We start from the raw sequence: 17810 nt of genomic DNA, 5'->3' as shown, positions 1-17810 counted from the left end.
TCCCCTGATCAGGCCTGGAATGTCCCGTCGAGGTAGACCCAGGCCCTGTCGACCCGTACGAAGGTACTCAGCTCGTGCATCGTGTCCCGTGCGCCGTCGAGTGTGTAGTGGGCGATGAACTCCACGGTGCCGTTGTCGTCGAACGGCCCGCCACGCTGCGTGCCCACGATTTCGAGGAACAGCCATCGCTGGTCCGGATCGAGCTCGAGCTCGGCGGGGCGGGTACTGGGGTGCCACGAGCGCAGCAGGTAGTCCACATCGCCGACGACGTAGGCGCTGTAGCGCGAACGCATCAGCGTCTCCGCGGTCGGCGCGGCCTTCTCCCCGGCCAGAATCGGTCCACAGCAGGCGTCGAACGACTCACCTCGACGACACGGACACGCTCTCACTTCACCCATACCGTCATCCTGCCGGACCCAACCCCCACGCCACGCACAGGTCCGCTCGGCGCTGGTCACCCGAACGGCTGGTGCGCGAGGGGCGCGAGCTCCAACGCCCGCGCCAGCTCCGCGGTCTGATCCCGCCAACGCCGCAGATCGGTGACACTGGGCGCCATCTCGTAGTCGAGATGATGCGCCGCCCGCGACAGCGCCGCCCACAACGCACCGACCTGACCGGCGGTCTCCGGCCCCGCGTACACCCGCAACGCGAGCAGCTGCGCCCGCATCGGACACCGCATCAGCTCCGGCGCCACCTGCGCCCACAGCTGGTCCACCGCCTGCTCGAGCGCCAACCGCAGGATCCAGGCCACTGCCCGCGACCACACCCCGCCGGCATCCGATACCGACCCGTCCAACAAGTTCTCGGCGGCTTCCAGCCGCTGCGCCACCGAGGGCCGCGGGCTGAACTTCGCGCGAGCCGGCCTGCCGCGACGATTCACGACCCCACCGTACCGGCACGGGTGCGCGCGGCCATCGTCTCCCGTCGGCCGCGAAGACGCCTGCCGGAGTCTCCGGCGAGCCCACTCATGGGCGCGCCGCCGCCGGCTCGTGCGCCCGCAGCCAGGTGATGAATCGTTCGGTGTCACTGATCAACTCGCGCATCGGACGATCGATCGGCACGTGCGCTCCCGCGGTGGCATCGCGAAGGACGCCGACGAGCCAGCGTCCGCCGACCGCGCTCAGGTGCTTGTTCAGGTCGTCCACGCGGGCGCCGACACCCATGATGGCGAGGGTGATCATGGCACGGGTGGTGTGCGCGTTGCGCACGCGCCGCTCGACTTCCCCGTGCTCGAGGCCCACCGCCAGGAGTTCCTGGCGGGCTTTCGCCAGCCCGGCCGCTTCGATCGCCGAACGGCAGCAGGTAGCGACGAGCTCGTCGGCGATCGCCGGGGGGAGTTGCGGTGTGCGCAGCAGGGATCGGGCATCGTCGAGATAGCGGCGGACCGGGTCGCCGGTCACCCTGACCTCGACGATCGACCGCTCGCGACGCTGCACCTCGAGCACTGTCGCGTCGAGCTGCATGCGGCGCACCGCCTCGGCGAGGCGCTCGTCATGGGTGAACACCACCACCTGCCGCGAGGCCGCCACCTCGGCGAGCACCCTGGCCAGCCCGTCCACCTTCGCGGGATCCATCGCCTGCACCGGGTCGTCGATCATCACGAACCGGAAAGGGCTGTGCGCCACCGTGGCTCGCGGCAGGAACAGCGACAGTCCGAGCGCGTGCAGCTCCCCCTGGCTCATCACGCCGAGCGCCGCGCCGTCCACCTCGTCGACGGTCACATCGAGCAGCACCCGCCGCGCTGTGCCCGCGCTGCCCTGCAACCGAATCGCCCCGAGCTCGACATTGCTCTGCTGCCGCAGGGTGCTCCACACCCACCGTGCCGTGGTCTCCAGCGGCCGCATCCGCTCCTCGCGGATCGTCGCCGTCGCCGCCTTGAGCCACTCGGCCGCCCTCTTCACCACCCGCAGTTCGCTCGCGTGGTCGGCGACGGCGCGGGCGGGGTCGAGCCACGCGAGAACGCGCGGGACCAACGGCGACCACACCGCATCCAGACGGTCCAGTTCGGTGCGCGTATCCCGTTGCAGTGCGGCGAGTTCCGCGGTGAGGTCGGCGTGAATCGTGCGCAGCCGGTCCGGGAGCCGGCCTTCGTAGTCGGCCGTCGCGAGCGCGGCCCACTCCGACCAGAGCTGTCCGACGATGTCGCGCTGTTTACGCAACGAGTCCGACGTGGCGTACGGCGCGGGCGCATCTGCCCGGCGCCCCGCCGGATCGAACGCCGGCCCCGCGAGACTCACTGCGCCGGCACCGACCGCGATTGCCGAACCGAACTCGATCGGCAGGTCTGCGGGGAGGTTGCGGGCCGCTGTCAGAGCCGTGTCGAATTCCGCCGTGGCCGCCTGTAGGGCCGCGAGTTCCCGAGTGCGGTAGGCGATTTCGATATCAGCGGCGGCGAGCCAGTCGGCGTCGAGTTCGTCGCGTCCACAGACCGGGCAGGGGCACGAACCTGCCGTCGAGACGTGTGCGCGCGCCCGCGTGAGCAATTCGAGCACTCGCAGATCAGCTTCGGTATCGACTGTCTCGTGGCGCGCCACATTCCGGGCTGCTTCGGCGAGTCGATCGGTCGTGGCGGCAACCCGCGCGATATCGGGCAACGACAGACGCAGGATCGCGCGCAAACCCTCCGGCCCGTCGATGCCGAGGACCGAACCGGCCACCGCGCCCGCCACCGCGTCGAGATCGGGGTCCGGCGTGCGCAGCAGGTCGGCCACGGCACGGGCCCGTTCGTCATCGGCCTCGGCCAGCTCGACCAGCAGGTCGGCGCGGGACTGGCGCGAATCCTTCACGGCCCGTTCGAGTTCCAGCTTGCGCAATCGGATCTGTTCGGCCGCGGCGGCCAGCTCGTCCAGGCCGAGCAGGCGATGCAGCGCGTCGAACAGGTCGCTCGGCTTCCCGTCGACGAGCGCGCCGAGCTCGCTGTAGGACAGGAACGGCCGGTACAGATCGAGTCGCCTGCGCCGTCCGTGCGGGTCGACCGAGGCCGCCGGTTCGGATCCGCGCCGCTCGGTCCACCGCGCGTCGGCCAGGTCCGCACTCGGGTCCCAGCTGGTCGCGACCGAGAGTGCGGGGTCGTCGCCCGCCGTGAGCAGCTCGACGTCGATCCGGGCGGTCTCGGGTTCGTGCAGGTTGCGCCATCCCTCGCGCCAGGTGGTCGAGCGACCGTCCCAGCGGCGATTCCCGCCGGTCAACGCGAATTCCGCGGCCTCGGCGAAACTCGATTTCCCGCTGCCGTTGCGACCGACCACCAGGGTCAGGCCGGGCCCCGGATTCAACCGCAGCGTCGCCGCGGGACCGATTCCCCGGAAACCCTGCACGGTGATCGACCGCAGAAAGACCCCGGTATCACCGGAATCCGTTGCGGCCGAGTCACCGTCGACAGCTGTGAGCGCGGCGAGCACGCAATCGGCGACCCGTTCCTCCACTGCCGGGTCGGCGGCGAGCTCGCGCGCGACCACCTCGGCGATCCGATCCGAGCACACTTGCGACATCCCCCTTCGCGTCGGCGCGCAACGCGGCGATCCTGGTTGAAACGCTACCCGATCGCCGGATGTTCGCCCAGGGGATGCGCAGGGCCCCCAGCGAATCTGCCCGCGGGAGTGGAATGGCCATCGCGGCGCCACGGCGGGCCCTCGATGTCCACCCCTCGCCCACCCCGGCGGGCAGCTCGATGAGGTGTTCACACCCGCGTTACGCTGCGTCGAGCAGCGCGGGCGGTCCGGGCGGTGCCGAACAGGTCAGAATGCCAGAGATCGCCACCCAGGGCAAGAGCTGGAGCACGAATTTGCCGCGGCACCAGTGTTTTCCGAGCGTTACGCCGCCGGGTCCGCCAGTTGTCGGTGGGTTGCGGTAGATATTCGGCGAACACGAGAACGGGGGAACCGATGACCGAGCAACGCACGCCGTGGACCGAGGACCAGGTCCGCGCGCTCGCGCCCGATGCGAGCTCACTGGCTGCCGCACGCAAGCTGGCCGGTCGCTGGCGCGAGACCGGCACCGCGGGCAATGCGGTGTGGGGGCTGTGTCAGGGCAGTGGCGCCAAGCCGTATCAGGCGATCGTCGACCTGGACGGGCCCGCGTACAAGTGCTCGTGCCCCAGCCGCAAGTTCCCGTGTAAGCACACGCTGTCGCTGTTGCTCACGTGGTCGAGTGGCCAGACCCCCGTCCAGCAGGCGCCCGCCGACTTCGCGGCCGAGTGGCTGGCCGGGCGGGCCGCGAAGGCCGCCGCGCCGGCGAAGGCCAAGGCCGCGAGCACGCCGTCGCAGGCCACCGTCGAGCAGCGGCGGGCGCGGGTATCCGCCGGGCTCACCGAACTGGAGGTCTGGCTCACCGACCAGATCCGGACCGGGCTGGCCCAGACCGACCGTTCGTACGCCGCCTACGAGGCGATCGCGGCCAGGATGGTCGATGCCCAGGCGCCCCGCATCGCCGAGGCCCTGCGCAGGCTGCCCACCGCGGTCGTCACCACCGAACACTGGCCCGAACTGCTGTTGCGCGAGTACGCCCGCCTGCACCTGCTGGTGCTGGCCCACCGCAGGCTCGACGCCCTCCCCGAGCCGCTGCGGGCGGGGATCCGCACCCATATCGGCTACCCGACGTCGGCCGAGTCGGTGCTGAACGAGCCCGCGGTGCGGGATCGCTGGCTGGTGCTCGGCATGCGGGCGAGCGAGGAGGAGCGACTGCACACGCGCCGCACCTGGCTGCGCGGTCGCGGTAGCGGACGGTGGGCCCTGCTCATCGAACATTCCTTCGCCACCCCGAATTTCACCGGCGAGGTGCCCGCACCCGGCAACGAGGTGGACGCCGAACTCCACTATTACCCCGGTGCGGTGTCCCTGCGCGCGCAGTGGGGCACCCGCCACGGCGCACCCGAACCCTTCACCACCGTCCCCTCGGTCGGCGGCGCCACGATCGACGACGCGCTCGACGCCTACGCGGGCGCGTTGAGTGCGGATCCGTGGCTGCGTTCCTGGCCCGCGCTGCTCGCCGATGTCGTGCCGGTGCTCGACGAGACCGGATGGCAGCTCGTCGCATCCGACGGCACCGCGCTGCCGCTGGCCGCGGGCGCGCGCCCGTGGCGGCTGATCGCGGTCGCGGGCGGTCACCCGGTGACGGTGTGCGGCGAGTGGCGAGCCGACGGCTTCGACCCGATCTCGGTGTTGTGCGCAGGCGAGGTGAGCGACCTGGAAACCGAATTCCCCACCGAAACCACCCCGACCCCCGCGCTGGCCGAACTCGTCTCGGTGGCGCTGCTCGGCACCGCCCGGCGCAGCGCCGACGGTGTCCACCTCGACTCCGCGGTCGCCGCCGCCGTTCCGCAGCACGCGGGCGAACCGGCCACCCGGCTGCTCCACACCGCCGCGCTACAAGATCTGTATCTGCGCGGCGGACAACTCCCCCGTACCGCGGCGAAACCCGAACCCGCCGTCGATGATCCGCGCCCGCTGCTGCCGCGCCCCGCCGCCGACCGCCTCAGCCGCCTCCTCGCGGACAAGTCCCCGTTCTTGACCGAATGGTTCACTGCGGCAACACCATTCGACTTCCGCCTGCCCGATGTGCTGTGTGTCCAGGCGCTCTCGGCGGCCTCCGACACCACGCTGCGTCCGCCACTGCTACGACTGGCAGGCCGCCGCGGACGCTGGCTCGCCGCGCGCAACCCGGCATGGGCGAAACTGGTCGACGAGTTCCCTGCCGACGTTGCCACATCGTCGGCGGAGGGGAAAACCCACAACAGCCGGCCGGAGCTGACGGCGAGCGCCGCCGACATCCAGGTCGACACGGACGCGAGCACGACCCGGAGCGCCGGGCCGACAACGTCCCCAGATCACGATGCCGATTCCGGCACCGCTGCGGACTCGGGCTCCGGTACGGAGCCGGGCGCGCCCGCTGTCCACGATGTCTGGTTGTTCGGCACATCCGGCGAGCGAAAGGACTGGTTCGCGCGTACTCGCCGGGCCGATCCGGCCGCGGCGCTGACCGTGTTGACCGCTGCGTGGCCGAAGGAGTCGGGGCCGGTGAAGGCGGAGCTGCTGGGGCTGCTCGCCGAGGGGCTGAGTCCGGCCGACGAAGCCCTGCTCGAGCGGGCCCTCGACGACCGGCGCGGTGATGTCCGGCGCACCGCCACGACGCTGCTGAACAAGCTGCCGGATGCCGCTTTCGGGCGGCGGATGGCGGCGCTGGTGGCGTCGTGGATCCGGGTGGCGGACGACGGGACGGTAAACGTACGGGTACCCACGGAGCTCGACGCGCAGGCCCGGCGCGACGGCATCACCGATGCGACCGATCAAGCGAAATTGCGCTGGGACACCCCTGATTCGACGATCACGACGCTGCACCAGGCGATCGCCGCCACTCCGCTCACCGCATGGTCCTCGATCGTGCGGGCACCCGGCGAACAGACCCCGGCCACCGCGTTGACCCTGTCGCTGCCGCCCCGCTACGCCAAGGCGATCGTGGACGGCTGGGTCGATGCCACGCTCGCCCAGCACGACACCGCGTGGGCCCGTGCGCTGTTCGCCCACGCGACCCCGACCGAGCAGGCGGTGCTGCGGCGTCGCGAACTGTTCACGCTGCTCGATGCCGCCGACCGGATCGAGCACGTGCTCGACCTGGACGCGCACCAGCTCAACGAACTCCACGCGATCCTGCCCGGCCTCGATCATCCGTGGCCGCAACCCGTCGCCGACCATGTGCTGCGTTTGCTCGGCGAGCGCGCCCGCACCACCGCGCGGCAGCCGCACGCCAGTGCGGGCGTGTACACCGACCGGGCGCTGCTCACGGCCGCGAGCGTCCACCTGCCTGTCGAACTCGCGACGCGCGTCAGCGCGCTCGCCGACACCACCGACGATCCCGCCTGGCACCAGGCATTCCACCGACTCGCCCACGATCTCACCGATCGTGCCACCATGCTCGAGGAGCTGCGTTGACCACCATCGAACCCTCCACCACCCTGCTGCGTCCCCACGCCGAACAGGCCTTCGCCGACGAATTGGCCGCCCTGGACCGCGTCGACGATCGCGTGCGCCCGCCGTCCTGGAAACTGTCGCCGTGGGCCGTGGTCACCTACATTCTCGGCGGCACCCTCGACGACGGCACCGTGATCACACCCAAATATGTCGGCCCGCGCCGGCTGATGGAGGTCGCGGTCGCCACCCTCGCCACCGACCGCGCCCTGCTGCTCCTCGGGGTGCCCGGCACCGCGAAAACGTGGGTTTCCGAACATCTTTCGGCCGCCATCAGCGGCGAGTCGACCCTGCTCGTGCAGGGCACCTCCGGTACGGCGGAAGAAGCGATCCGCTACGGCTGGAACTACGCCCGTCTGCTCGCCGAGGGGCCGAGCGACGCCGCCCTGGTCGCGTCACCGGTGATGACCGCTATGCGCACCGGCGCCATCGCACGCATCGAGGAGCTCACCCGCATCCCCTCCGATGTGCAGGACGCGCTGATCACCATCCTGTCCGAGAAGACCCTGCCGGTGCCCGAACTCGGTGGGGAAGTACAGGCGGCCAAGGGTTTCAACGTCATCGCCACCGCCAACGATCGCGACCGCGGCGTCAACGATCTCTCCTCGGCCCTGCGGCGCCGCTTCAACACCGTGGTGCTGCCGCTGCCCGCCGACGAGGATTCCGAGGTCGCCATCGTCAGCCGTCGCGTCGAACAGCTCGGCGCCGCACTGGAATTGCCGACCGTTCCCGCCGCCGCCGAGGAAGTCCGCCGCGTGGTGCGGGTCTTCCGCGAACTGCGCTCCGGCATCACCGCCGACGGCCGCACCAAGCTCAAATCCCCCTCGGGCACCCTGTCCACCGCCGAGGCGATCTCGGTGATCACCAACGGCCTCGCCCTGTCCGCCCACTTCGGCGACGGCGTGCTGCGCGCCTCCGACATCGCGGGCGCCGTGCTCGGCTCGGTGATCAAGGACCCGGTGGCCGACACCGTGATCTGGACCGAATACCTCGAGGCCGTGGTCCGGGAACGCCCCGACTGGGCCGACTTCTACCGGGCCTGCCGCGAAATCGCCGGCTGAGAACCGCCCGAAGGGGAGGACGGAACACACACCACACATGGGGTTTTCGATGAGTCAACGCAACAAGGCGACCCACCCGGCCACCGGTGACACCACGCCCGGCGAGCCGGCGAGCCGTGCCGAAATCCGCGAGAGCTCCGCCTCGGATACGGGCGCGGGCGAGGCGCGCGCGGTCACCACCGAGGCCGAAGCCGGTGCGGGTTCGGTGACCGACACGAATTCGAGTGCGGGCGCGGAGGCGGTGACGCGGGTGTTCGGCATCCGTCACCACGGGCCCGGATCAGCACGCTCGCTGCGCCACGCGCTCGAGGAGTTCCGGCCCGACGCCATTCTCATCGAAGGCCCCGCCGACGCTGATCCGCTCGTCGGGTTCGTCGCCGCCGACACGATGGCCCCACCGGTCGCGTTGCTCGCCTACGTCCCGGATTCGCCTGCCCGCGCCGCATTCTGGCCGTTCGCCGTGTTCTCCGCCGAGTGGCAGGCGATGCGCTACGGCGTCGAGCACGCCGTCCCGGTCCGCTTCTGCGACCTCCCCGCCACGAACGTCCTCGCCGCCGACGACGATGCCCGTGGCGGCGGCTCCGACCCGCTGGCCGCTCTGGCCTCGGCCGCGGGCTACGACGACGCCGAACGCTGGTGGGACGCGGTCGTCGAATCCGTGCCCGACAGCGCGGCTTTCGACGCCATCACCGAGGCGATGACCGCCCTGCGTGAGGATGCCCGACACGCCGCGATCACGCCACCCACAGCGGACGCGCCATCGCAGCTCGGCGCGACGGCACCGACCGGCACCGAAGTCCCCGACCCGGTGGTACTTTCGCCACTCGACGCTCCTGAGCTGCTGGAGAAGCCTTCGACAGGGAACGGGTTCGAGTTCCCGGCAGCCGCGGATCGACATGAGCCCGCGATGGCGCCGCTGATCGTCGACCAGCACACGCTGGTCCGCGAGGCGCATATGCGGCAGGTGATGCGGCAGGTGCTCAAGGGTGGTGCGAAGCGGTTGGCGGTGGTGTGTGGTGCCTGGCACGCGCCCGCGTTGGTCGAACCGCTCGGTCCCGCCGCACCGGATATGCGACTGCTCAAGGGTTTGCCGAAGACGAAGGCCGCGTTGACCTGGGTGCCGTGGACGCATTCGCGGTTGGCGGCCGGGTCCGGCTACGGGGCAGGCGTCACCTCGCCCGGCTGGTATCACCACCTGTTCACCGAGACCGAGCGGCCGGTGGCGCGCTGGCTGACCAAGGTCGCCGGGGTGTTGCGCTCGCACGATCTGCCGGTGTCGAGTGCGCACATCATCGAGGCGGTGCGGCTGGCGGACACCCTCGCCGCGTTGCGCGGCAGGCCGCTGCCGGGATTGTCCGAGGTCACCGAGGCTGTGCGGTCGGTGATGTGCGGTGGCGACGAGACCATGCTGCGACTGGTGGTCGACGAACTGGTCGTCGGCGAGACGCTCGGCGGTGTTCCCGAGGACACTCCGACGGTCCCCTTGGCAGCCGACCTGCGGGCACGCTGTAAAACCCTGCGGCTCAAGCAGGAGGCGCTCGCTCGAAATGTCGACCTCGACCTGCGCAAAGAACGCGACGTCGAGCGGTCGCATCTGCTGCACCGCCTGCGCCTGCTCGGTATCGGCTGGGGCACTCCGACCACCGGCGAGGTCCGCAGCACCGGCACCTTCCGTGAGACGTGGACCCTGCGCTGGGAACCCGAATTCGAGGTCCGCATCGTCGAGGCCGCGGTCTGGGGCACGACCCTGCGCACCGCCGCGGAGACCAAGATCCTCGACACCGCGAGCCGCGACGACGTCACCGTCACCGCGCTCGCCGACGCACTGGAAATGGCCCTGCTCGCCGACCTGGGCGGCGCCACCGAAGGGTTGATCACCAGGCTCGAAGCCGCCGCCGCCCTCGACCACGATGTCACCCATCTGCTCGGCGCCCTCCCCGGCCTGACCCGCACCCTGCGCTACGGCGATGTTCGCGGCACCGACACCAAGGCCCTGGCCCACGTCGCCGACGGCCTGCTGGTGCGGATCTGCGCGGGCCTGCCCGGCGCCGTCACCGGCCTCGACACCGATGCCGCCCAGGCTCTGCGCACCCAGATCGACGCCGCGCACACCGCGATCAGCACCCGCGACGACGAGCACGCCACCTCCGAATGGCTGGCCACCCTGAACCGCATCGCCGATCGCGACGACGTACACGGCGCGATCGGCGGCCGCGCGGTGCGCCTGCTGTGCGACGCCGAACGCATCGACGACGCCGAATCCGCCCGCCGGCTGGCCGCCGCACTGTCCGTCGGCAACACCCCCGCCGCCAAGGCCGCCTGGATCGACGGCTTCCTCGGCGGCCGCGGACTGCTCCTGGTCCACGACCGAGAGCTGTTGCGCCGCATCGACGAATGGCTCCGCGACCTCAACGAAGACCAGTTCGTCGCCACCCTGCCGCTGCTGCGCCGCACCTTCGGCTCCTTCGAATCCGGCGAACGCCGGGCCATCAGCCAGGCCCTGCGAGACACCGGCTCAGCACCGACCACCGCCGACGGCCCCACCCCGATCGATCCGATCCGCGGGCAACTGTCGCTGCGCGCAGCGACCGCGATCCTGGGGGCCGCTGGGTGACCCACCTCCGCAGACGTCCGACACCCACTCGCCACCGCATCCCGCTCGACCACCAGGAGCACCGATGACCGAACCCGACGAAACCCATTCGCGCCGTTGGCGTCTCGTGCTGGGAACCGCCGCCGAAGAACAGCTCGGCGGGTTGAGCTCCGGTGCCGATCAGGCGATGGACCAGGCACTGTCCGCCCTCTACAACACCGGTGAAGCCGGCGGTTCGACGAAAAGGTCTGGTGGACTGGGTGGTTCAGCGCCCCGAGTCGCGCGCTGGCTCGGCGACATCCGCACCTACTTTCCCGCGACCGTGGTCGAGGTGATGCAGCGCGACGCCGTGGACCGGCTCAACCTCACCCAACTGTTGCTGGAGCCCGAGCTGCTGGAATCGGTCGAGCCCGATGTACATCTGGTGGGCACACTGCTCGGCCTCAACCGGGTGATGCCCGAAACCACCAAGGCCACCGCGCGCATGGTGGTCGAGAAGGTGGTGCGCGAGATCGAGCAGCGCATCGCCGCCAAGACCGTGGCCGCGGTCTCGGGCGCCATCAACCGTGCCGCCCGCACTCATCGCCCGAAACTGCGCGATATCGATTTCAACCGGACCATCCGCAAGAATCTCGCCAACTACCTGCCCGAACACCGCACCATCGTGCCCGAGCGGCTCGTCGGCTACGGCCGCAAGTCGCAGTCGATCCAGCGCGATGTGGTGCTGGCCATCGACCAATCCGGCTCGATGGCGGCCAGCGTCGTCTACGCCTCGGTGTTCGGCGCCGTCCTCGCGTCCATGCGGTCGCTGAAGACCTCGCTGGTCGTGTTCGACACCGAGATCGTCGATCTCACCGATCAGCTCAGCGACCCGGTCGACGTCCTGTTCGGCACCCAGCTCGGCGGTGGCACCGACATCAATCGCGCCATCGCCTACTCGCAGACGCTGATCACCCGGCCCACCGACAGCCTCTTCGTGCTCATTTCCGACCTCTACGAAGGCGGTGTACGCAACGAGATGCTGCGCCGCTGCCATGCGATGAAAGAGGCGGGTGTCCAGGTGGTGGTGCTGCTCGCGCTCTCCGACGAGGGCGCGCCCGCCTACGACCACGACAACGCCGCGGCGCTGGCAGCGCTCGGCATCCCCGCCTTCGCCTGCACCCCCGACAAGTTCCCGGACCTGCTCGCCACCGCGCTGGACCGCGGCGACATCACGCGCTGGGCCGACACCAACGCCCCGGCGGTGTGATCGCACCCCGGGGAACGTGGCGGGACTCGGCAGCGTTGCGAGCCCGCGCCAACTAGGCTGCGAACGATCGGGTTCGTTGGACGGGGTGAGGCGATGTTGCGGCGCGGGGCGGTGTTCGCCGGTTTCGTCATCGAGCGTGAGCTGGGACGTGGCGGCATGGGCGCGGTGTACGCGGCCAGAGACCGCAGGCTGCCGCGGCTGACCGCGTTGAAGCTGATGCACCGTGACCTGTTCGCCGACTTCGAGATCCGCGCCAGATTCGAACGCGAGGCCGACCTGGTGGCCCAGCTCGACCACCCGAACATCATCACCGTCTACGACCGCGGCATCGACGAGGAACGTCTCTGGATAGCCATGCAGTTCGTGGACGGTGTCGACGCCTCGGCGGTGCCGGTGCAGCAGTTCGGGAGCGAGCGTATCGCCCAGATCGTCACCCAGACCGCGAGTGCGCTCGACTACGCCCACCGCCAGGGCGTTCTGCACCGCGACGTGAAGCCCGCCAACATCCTGTTGTCGCACACCGCGGGTGTCGGCGCGGGCTTCGACGAACGAGTCGTGCTGACCGACTTCGGCATCGCGAAACTCCTCGACGACACCGGCGGCCTCACCCGCACCGGCCAGTTCACCGCCACCATCGCCTACGCCTCGCCCGAACAACTCAGCAGCGCACCACTCGACGGCCGCGGCGATCAATACTCCCTGGCCTGTACGGTTTTCCGCCTCCTCACCGGCACCGGCCCCTTCGACGCCCCCAACCCGGCCACCGTCATGCTCGGCCACCTCAACGCCCCGCCTCCCGCGGCCAGCACCCGCCGCACCACCCTGTCCACCGCGGTCGATACCGTCCTGTCGAAGGCCATGGCCAAAGACCCCAGCCACCGCTTCCCCACCTGCACCGCGTTCGCCACCGCGCTCACCGAGGCACTGCGCCATCGCCCACCCACACCGCCGGCGTCCGGCCGCATCCCGACCGCCGGGCCGCGGCGAACCGCCTCTGCTCCCGAGGTGCGCCCGACCGGAACACCGCTGCCGCCGAGCGCCGGTTCCAGGCCTGAGTCGCGCACATCCTCGAGTCACCCGAATGCCGGTCGGCGACATGACCCGACCGTTGTCCGCAACACCATGTCCGAGCCGGAAAGCAGCGTCTCGGTCGACGTTCGTGGCTTCGACACCGCCATGTCCGCCCGGCCGGGAACGCCACCCGACCTCACATCGAACCCGGCCGCGAATCCCCGTTCTCCCCACGGCCGGATCGATACACGCGCTTCCTCGACCTACGGCAGGGACGCGCGAGACACCAGCACCGCACCGGTATGGCTCGACGCCGTACACGGCTGTCTGCTCGGCGGAGCGATCGGCGATGCCCTCGGCGCTCCGGTGGAAACCCGTTCGCTGCAACAGATCCGGAACGAGTACGGCCACGCCGGGCTGACCGACGTCGACCCGCTTCGCATCTCCGAGGAGACCCAGCTGACGGCCTTCACCGTAGAAGCGCTGATCCGCGGGTCGGTGCGGGCCAGGGCCAAGGGCATCGGCGGAGCGACGATGGGCCTGCTGCAGCAGGGCATGCTCGTGTGGTTGCGCGGGCAGGTCACCGAAATGCCGGAGCAGCCCTTCGCGCTGTACAGCGCCCTCAGCGACTACCCCGAGCTGATCGAGCAACGTGGCGTGGCGAATTCGGTCTACACCGCGCTGCGTCACGCGGCCGCCCGGAAAGCGCCGATGAATCCGCTCGGCACCCGCGACCAGCCCATCAACCATTCCAAGGGCAGCGGCGCGGTGATGCGCGCGGCCCCCTGCGGATTCGGTTACGCCGCAGATCGTTCCGGAGCCGCGACCGATACCATCTTCGAATTGGGTTGCGATGCGGCCGCGCTCACCCATGGTCATCCCAGCGGTTGGCTGCCCGCGGGCACCCTGTCCGCCCTGATCTATCAGCTCTCGCGCGGCGCCGACACCGCCACCGCCCTCTCGCGCGCCCGCACCGAGCTGACGGGCTACTCCGACCACGGGGAGACCTCGGCCGCCTTGAACGCGGCCAACCGGCTGGCCGCCCGGATCGAACGCGAAAGGCGCTATCCCACACCGGAAGATGTCGAGACGCTCGGCCAGGGATGGATCGGTCCAGAGGCCCTGTCGATCGCCGTCTTCGCCACCCTCGCCGCCGAAGGACTCGGCGGCTCGCCCCACGACATCGTCCGCACCGGACTCCTGCTGTCGGTCAACCACTCCGGCGACAGCGACGCCACCGGTTCGATCGCGGGCAGTCTTCTCGGCGCCCGGTACGGCCGTTCCGCACTCCCGCGAGGTTGGGCGAATGCGGTCGATGCGCGCCCGATTCTCGATCTCCTGGCCACTGGCTACTGCACGGAATTCGGCCTCACACCACCGAGTGACTCCCACGGGATACCACCAGAACACTGGTGGAACCGCTACCCGGGCTGGCCCCCGTCCGGCTAGTTCCGCACTGACCCCAGTGGCCGTCAGATATCGCCCAGTCGATCGACCACGAGCGGCGTACCGCGCCCCATGACACCGTTCGACCCCCCACCGAGAACTCCGGTGGGGGGTCGAACGTGCCTGTGCCGCCTACAGATCCGCGATAGCCGCCAACGGCGGCGTCCGCGCGGCCCGCACACCCGGCCACACCGCGGCCAGCACACCCACCACACCGGACGCGATCAGCACGATCACCAGCTGCGACCACGGAATGGTGATCTGGTCGATGCCCATATCGCGCAGGGTGCGCAGGAATCCGACCCCGAGCGCGATGCCGAGCACCAGGCCGACGATCGCGCCGAAGATGGCGATCAGCATGGACTCCAGGTAGATCGTGCGACGCACCTGCGCACGCTGGGTGCCGACCGCGCGCAGCATGCCGATCTCGCGCCTGCGCTCCACCACCGACAGCGCCAGGGTGTTGATGATGCCGAGCACCGCGATCACCACCGCCAGCGCGAGCAGCCCGTAGAGGATGGCGAGCAGGGTGTTGATCTGCTGACCCTGCGCGCCCTTGAACTGTTCGTGGTCCTGGACCTGCACCACCACGAACGGTTCGGTGGCCTTCTCCAGGTTCGCCCGCATCGCGGTGAGATCGGCCCCCGGCGCGGCCTTGACCAGCACGAAGACATTGGTGCGCAGACTCTGCGGCATCAACTGCTCGTAGATACCGGGATCGACCACCATGGGCCCGAGCAGCGGCGAGTCGGCGAAGATGCCCCCGATCGTGAGCTCGATCTGCTTCTTGTCGAGACTGGTGATAGTGACCTTGTCGCCGAGCTTCCACCCGCGCTCGGTCGCCTCGGTCTCGTCGATGAGCGCGCCACCGGCGGGGATCGTGGTGGTGCCGCTGATCATGTCGATGTCCATCACCGGGTCGATCGGACCGTCCGGTGAGGTGGCGCCGATCTGCTCGTCGCCGACCTTGAACGCGACGATCCGGATCCCGGTGACATCGCTGACGCCGGGAACATCGGTGCGCACCGCGTCGACCGCACCGATCGGCGCACCGATCATCTGCGGACCGGCGAGCACGTACTCGGCCTTCACACCCTTGTCGATGAGCACACCGACACTCGTCTTCGCCGAAGCACCGAGAATGCCGATCGCCGAGACCAGCATCAGGCCGAGGGTGAGCGCGAACGCGGTGGCGGCGGTACGCCGCGGGTTACGCGTGGCGTTGTTGCGCGCCATCTGCCCGATCGCGCCGAACGGTCTGGTGAGCACGCCGAGCACGAGCACCATCGGCCGCGACAACGCCGGCGCCGCCAACAGCACCGCCAGAATGAGCCCGAGCGCGCCGACACCGACGGTCACCGCGGAGCCCTTGCCGGTGCCCTGCGCACCCACGTACACGAGCACGCCACCGGCGACGGCCATCACCGCGCCGATGATCGTGCGCAGCCGCAACGAATCACCCGCGCTGGCGAACTCGGACCGCATGGCCTCCACCGGCGGCACCTTCGCCGCCCGGCGAGCGGGAGCATAGGCGCTGGCCACGGTGACGATCAGGCCGACGAGCAGCGCGACGATCGCGGTACGCGGCAACACGGTCAGCGACCCCGTCGGCAGTCCGAGATCGAACGCGTTGAGCAACGCCGACAACCCGTACGCCAGCCCGATGCCCGCGGCCAGCCCGAGCGCGCTACCGATCAGCCCGATCACGATCGCCTCGGCGACGACCGACCGCCCGACCTGCTGACGACTCGCTCCGATCGCGCGCAGCAGCGCGAGTTCGCGCAGCCGCTGGGCCACGATCATCGAGAAGGTGTTGTAGATGATGAACGTGCCGACGATCAGCGCGATCGCGCCGAAGGCGAGCAGGAAGTAGTTGATGAAGGTGAGCGCCTCGGAGATCTCCTTCTTCATGTCCTCGCGGACCTCGTCGGAGTTCTGCACCTTGTAGTTGGGCAGGCCGGCGGCGAGCTGATCGCGCAGGTCATCGGCCGAAACACCGGGCGCCGCGGCGATGTCGGCGTAGGCCACGTGCGACCCGTCGGTGAACAGCTTGCGGCCCTGCGGCTCGGTGAACATCACCGCGACCACACCGCCGCCCTCGGCGCCCGGCATCTCGTAGATGCCCGACAGCGTCACCTCGAACGGGTCACCCTTGGACGGAATCAGCACCTTGGTCTTGTCGCCGACCTTCAGCCCGGCCTTCTCGGCGCCACCGGCATTGAGCGCGATCTCGTTCGGCTGGGTGGGCGCGGCGCCCGACAGGAACTTCTCGGGCTCCTCGACGGACTTGTCGGGCGGCAGGTAGGACAGGCCGAAACTCGGTGCGCCACCGGTCTGCACGGCCTTCTTGCCGTCGGGCTCGAGCAGCACGACCGGGCCGTTCACGGCGGGCGCGACCCTGGCCACACCGGGAGTCTTGGCCAGCGCGTCGACGATGTTCGTCGGTACGCCCAGTGATTGGCGGTCCGCGGGGCCCACGCGCACGTCCACGCCCTGAGCCTGGCCTTCGAAAATCCCGTCGAAGGTGCGCTGCAAAGTGTCGGTGAAGACGAACGATCCGGAGATGAAGGCGGTACCGAGCACCACCGACAGCAGAGTCAATGCCAAACGCACCTTGTGCGCGGCGAGGTTACGCAAGGCGACCTTGCGCATGGGATTGCTCATCGGGTTTCCAGCGCCTTCATCCGGTCGAGGATCGAATCCTGGGTCGGGTCGCGCAGCTCGTCGACGATGCGACCGTCGGCGAGGAACACGACGCGGTCGGCATAGGCGGCCGCGCGCGGGTCGTGGGTGACGATCACGACGGTCTGGCCGAACTCGTCGACCGAGGCGCGCAGGATCGAGAGCACCTCGCCCGAGGAATGCGAGTCCAGGTTGCCGGTCGGCTCGTCACCGAAGATGATCTCCGGCTTGCCCACCAGCGCACGCGCACACGCCACCCGCTGCTGCTGGCCGCCGGACAGTTCGGACGGCCGGTGCTCGAGGCGGTCGCCGAGACCGAGGCGCTTGACCACGGTGTCGAGCCATTCCTGGTCGGCCTTGCGACCCGCGATATCGAGCGGGAGGGTGATGTTCTCCAGCGCGGTGAGCGTCGGGACCAGGTTGAACGCCTGGAAGACGAAACCGATCCGGTCGCGCCGCAGTGCCGTCATCTGTTTGTCGGACAGGCCGGTGAGCGCGGTGTCGCCGATGCGGACCTGACCTGCGCTGGCGCTGTCGAGCCCGGCCAAGCAGTGCATCAGCGTCGACTTGCCCGAACCCGATGGGCCCATGATCGCGGTGAATTCGCCCTTCGCGAAGTCAGCCGACACCCCGTCCAGGGCCTTGACCTGTGTATCTCCCGATCCGTACAGCTTGACCAGATCGAGCGCGGCGGCCGCGATATCGGTAGCGGCCGCCGCATCGGCGGCCTCGGTGCCCAAGGCGTGCGAAGTCATGCTGTCCAGTCTGGCTGCCCACCGAGAACCGCGCCATCCGGGATCCCCCCGATA

10 protein-coding genes are annotated in these 17810 nt (G+C 69.9%); 5 read left to right on the top strand and 5 right to left on the bottom strand.

Annotated elements, in window-relative coordinates; genetic code table 11:
* Positions 1 to 8 precede the first annotated feature (8 nt).
* From ACWFRF_RS26150 to ACWFRF_RS26140, 3 genes are all read right to left on the bottom strand, one after another.
* On the bottom strand, positions 9 to 398 hold the full coding sequence (locus ACWFRF_RS26150) for a YchJ family protein (RefSeq protein WP_452452726.1): 390 nt from the start codon (positions 396 to 398) through the stop codon (positions 9 to 11).
* A gap of 56 nt (positions 399 to 454) precedes the next feature.
* Positions 455 to 880 (bottom strand): hypothetical protein, encoded by a 426-nt coding sequence (locus tag ACWFRF_RS26145; RefSeq protein ID WP_170112314.1) that lies wholly within the window; start codon positions 878 to 880, stop codon positions 455 to 457.
* Positions 881 to 965: 85 nt separating this feature from the next.
* Positions 966 to 3479, bottom strand: a complete 2514-nt coding sequence (locus ACWFRF_RS26140) for an AAA family ATPase (RefSeq protein WP_452452724.1) — start codon at positions 3477 to 3479, stop codon at positions 966 to 968.
* Between the two features lie 402 nt (positions 3480 to 3881).
* Between ACWFRF_RS26140 and ACWFRF_RS26135 the strand changes: the two genes are divergently transcribed.
* From ACWFRF_RS26135 to ACWFRF_RS26115, 5 genes are all read left to right on the top strand, one after another.
* On the top strand, positions 3882 to 6923 hold the full coding sequence (locus ACWFRF_RS26135; RefSeq protein WP_452452722.1) for a DUF5691 domain-containing protein: 3042 nt from the start codon (positions 3882 to 3884) through the stop codon (positions 6921 to 6923).
* On the top strand, positions 6920 to 8020 hold the full coding sequence (locus tag ACWFRF_RS26130; RefSeq protein WP_378632496.1) for an ATP-binding protein: 1101 nt from the start codon (positions 6920 to 6922) through the stop codon (positions 8018 to 8020). Before ACWFRF_RS26135 ends, ACWFRF_RS26130 begins: the two co-directional genes overlap by 4 nt.
* Positions 8021 to 8069: 49 nt before the next feature.
* Positions 8070 to 10634 (top strand): DUF5682 family protein, encoded by a 2565-nt coding sequence (locus ACWFRF_RS26125; protein ID WP_452452720.1) that lies wholly within the window; start codon positions 8070 to 8072, stop codon positions 10632 to 10634.
* A gap of 64 nt (positions 10635 to 10698) precedes the next feature.
* On the top strand, positions 10699 to 11862 hold the full coding sequence (locus tag ACWFRF_RS26120; protein WP_378993482.1) for a VWA domain-containing protein: 1164 nt from the start codon (positions 10699 to 10701) through the stop codon (positions 11860 to 11862).
* 93 nt (positions 11863 to 11955) lie between these two features.
* On the top strand, positions 11956 to 14322 hold the full coding sequence (locus ACWFRF_RS26115) for an ADP-ribosylglycohydrolase family protein (protein ID WP_378993480.1): 2367 nt from the start codon (positions 11956 to 11958) through the stop codon (positions 14320 to 14322).
* A gap of 129 nt (positions 14323 to 14451) precedes the next feature.
* Here ACWFRF_RS26115 and ACWFRF_RS26110 read toward each other — a convergent pair whose 3' ends face one another.
* Positions 14452 to 16983: an ABC transporter permease gene (locus ACWFRF_RS26110; protein WP_452452717.1), complete on the bottom strand. Its 2532-nt coding sequence runs from the start codon at positions 16981 to 16983 to the stop codon at positions 14452 to 14454.
* Positions 16980 to 17756 carry an ABC transporter ATP-binding protein gene (locus ACWFRF_RS26105; RefSeq protein WP_378993477.1) on the bottom strand — a complete coding sequence of 259 codons (777 nt, stop codon included), beginning with the start codon at positions 17754 to 17756 and terminating at the stop codon, positions 16980 to 16982. Before ACWFRF_RS26105 ends, ACWFRF_RS26110 begins: the two co-directional genes overlap by 4 nt.
* Between the last annotated feature and the right edge of the window lie 54 nt (positions 17757 to 17810).

This window comes from Nocardia sp. NPDC055165 (assembly GCF_053606985.1).
The sequence above is the reverse complement of the archived record's forward strand: the minus strand, read 5'-3'. Positions and strand labels throughout refer to the sequence as shown.

Excerpts from the sequence above, each read along its gene's own strand:
- ACWFRF_RS26120 (WP_378993482.1), top strand. The coding sequence starts at position 10,699 with ATGACCGAACCCGACGAAACCCATTCGCGCCGTTGGCGTCTCGTGCTG.
- ACWFRF_RS26105 (WP_378993477.1), bottom strand. The coding sequence starts at position 17,756 with ATGACTTCGCACGCCTTGGGCACCGAGGCCGCCGATGCGGCGGCCGCT.
- ACWFRF_RS26115 (WP_378993480.1), top strand. The coding sequence starts at position 11,956 with ATGTTGCGGCGCGGGGCGGTGTTCGCCGGTTTCGTCATCGAGCGTGAG.
- ACWFRF_RS26125 (WP_452452720.1), top strand. The coding sequence starts at position 8,070 with ATGAGTCAACGCAACAAGGCGACCCACCCGGCCACCGGTGACACCACG.
- ACWFRF_RS26135 (WP_452452722.1), top strand. The coding sequence starts at position 3,882 with ATGACCGAGCAACGCACGCCGTGGACCGAGGACCAGGTCCGCGCGCTC.
- ACWFRF_RS26110 (WP_452452717.1), bottom strand. The coding sequence starts at position 16,983 with ATGAGCAATCCCATGCGCAAGGTCGCCTTGCGTAACCTCGCCGCGCAC.
- ACWFRF_RS26150 (WP_452452726.1), bottom strand. The coding sequence starts at position 398 with ATGGGTGAAGTGAGAGCGTGTCCGTGTCGTCGAGGTGAGTCGTTCGAC.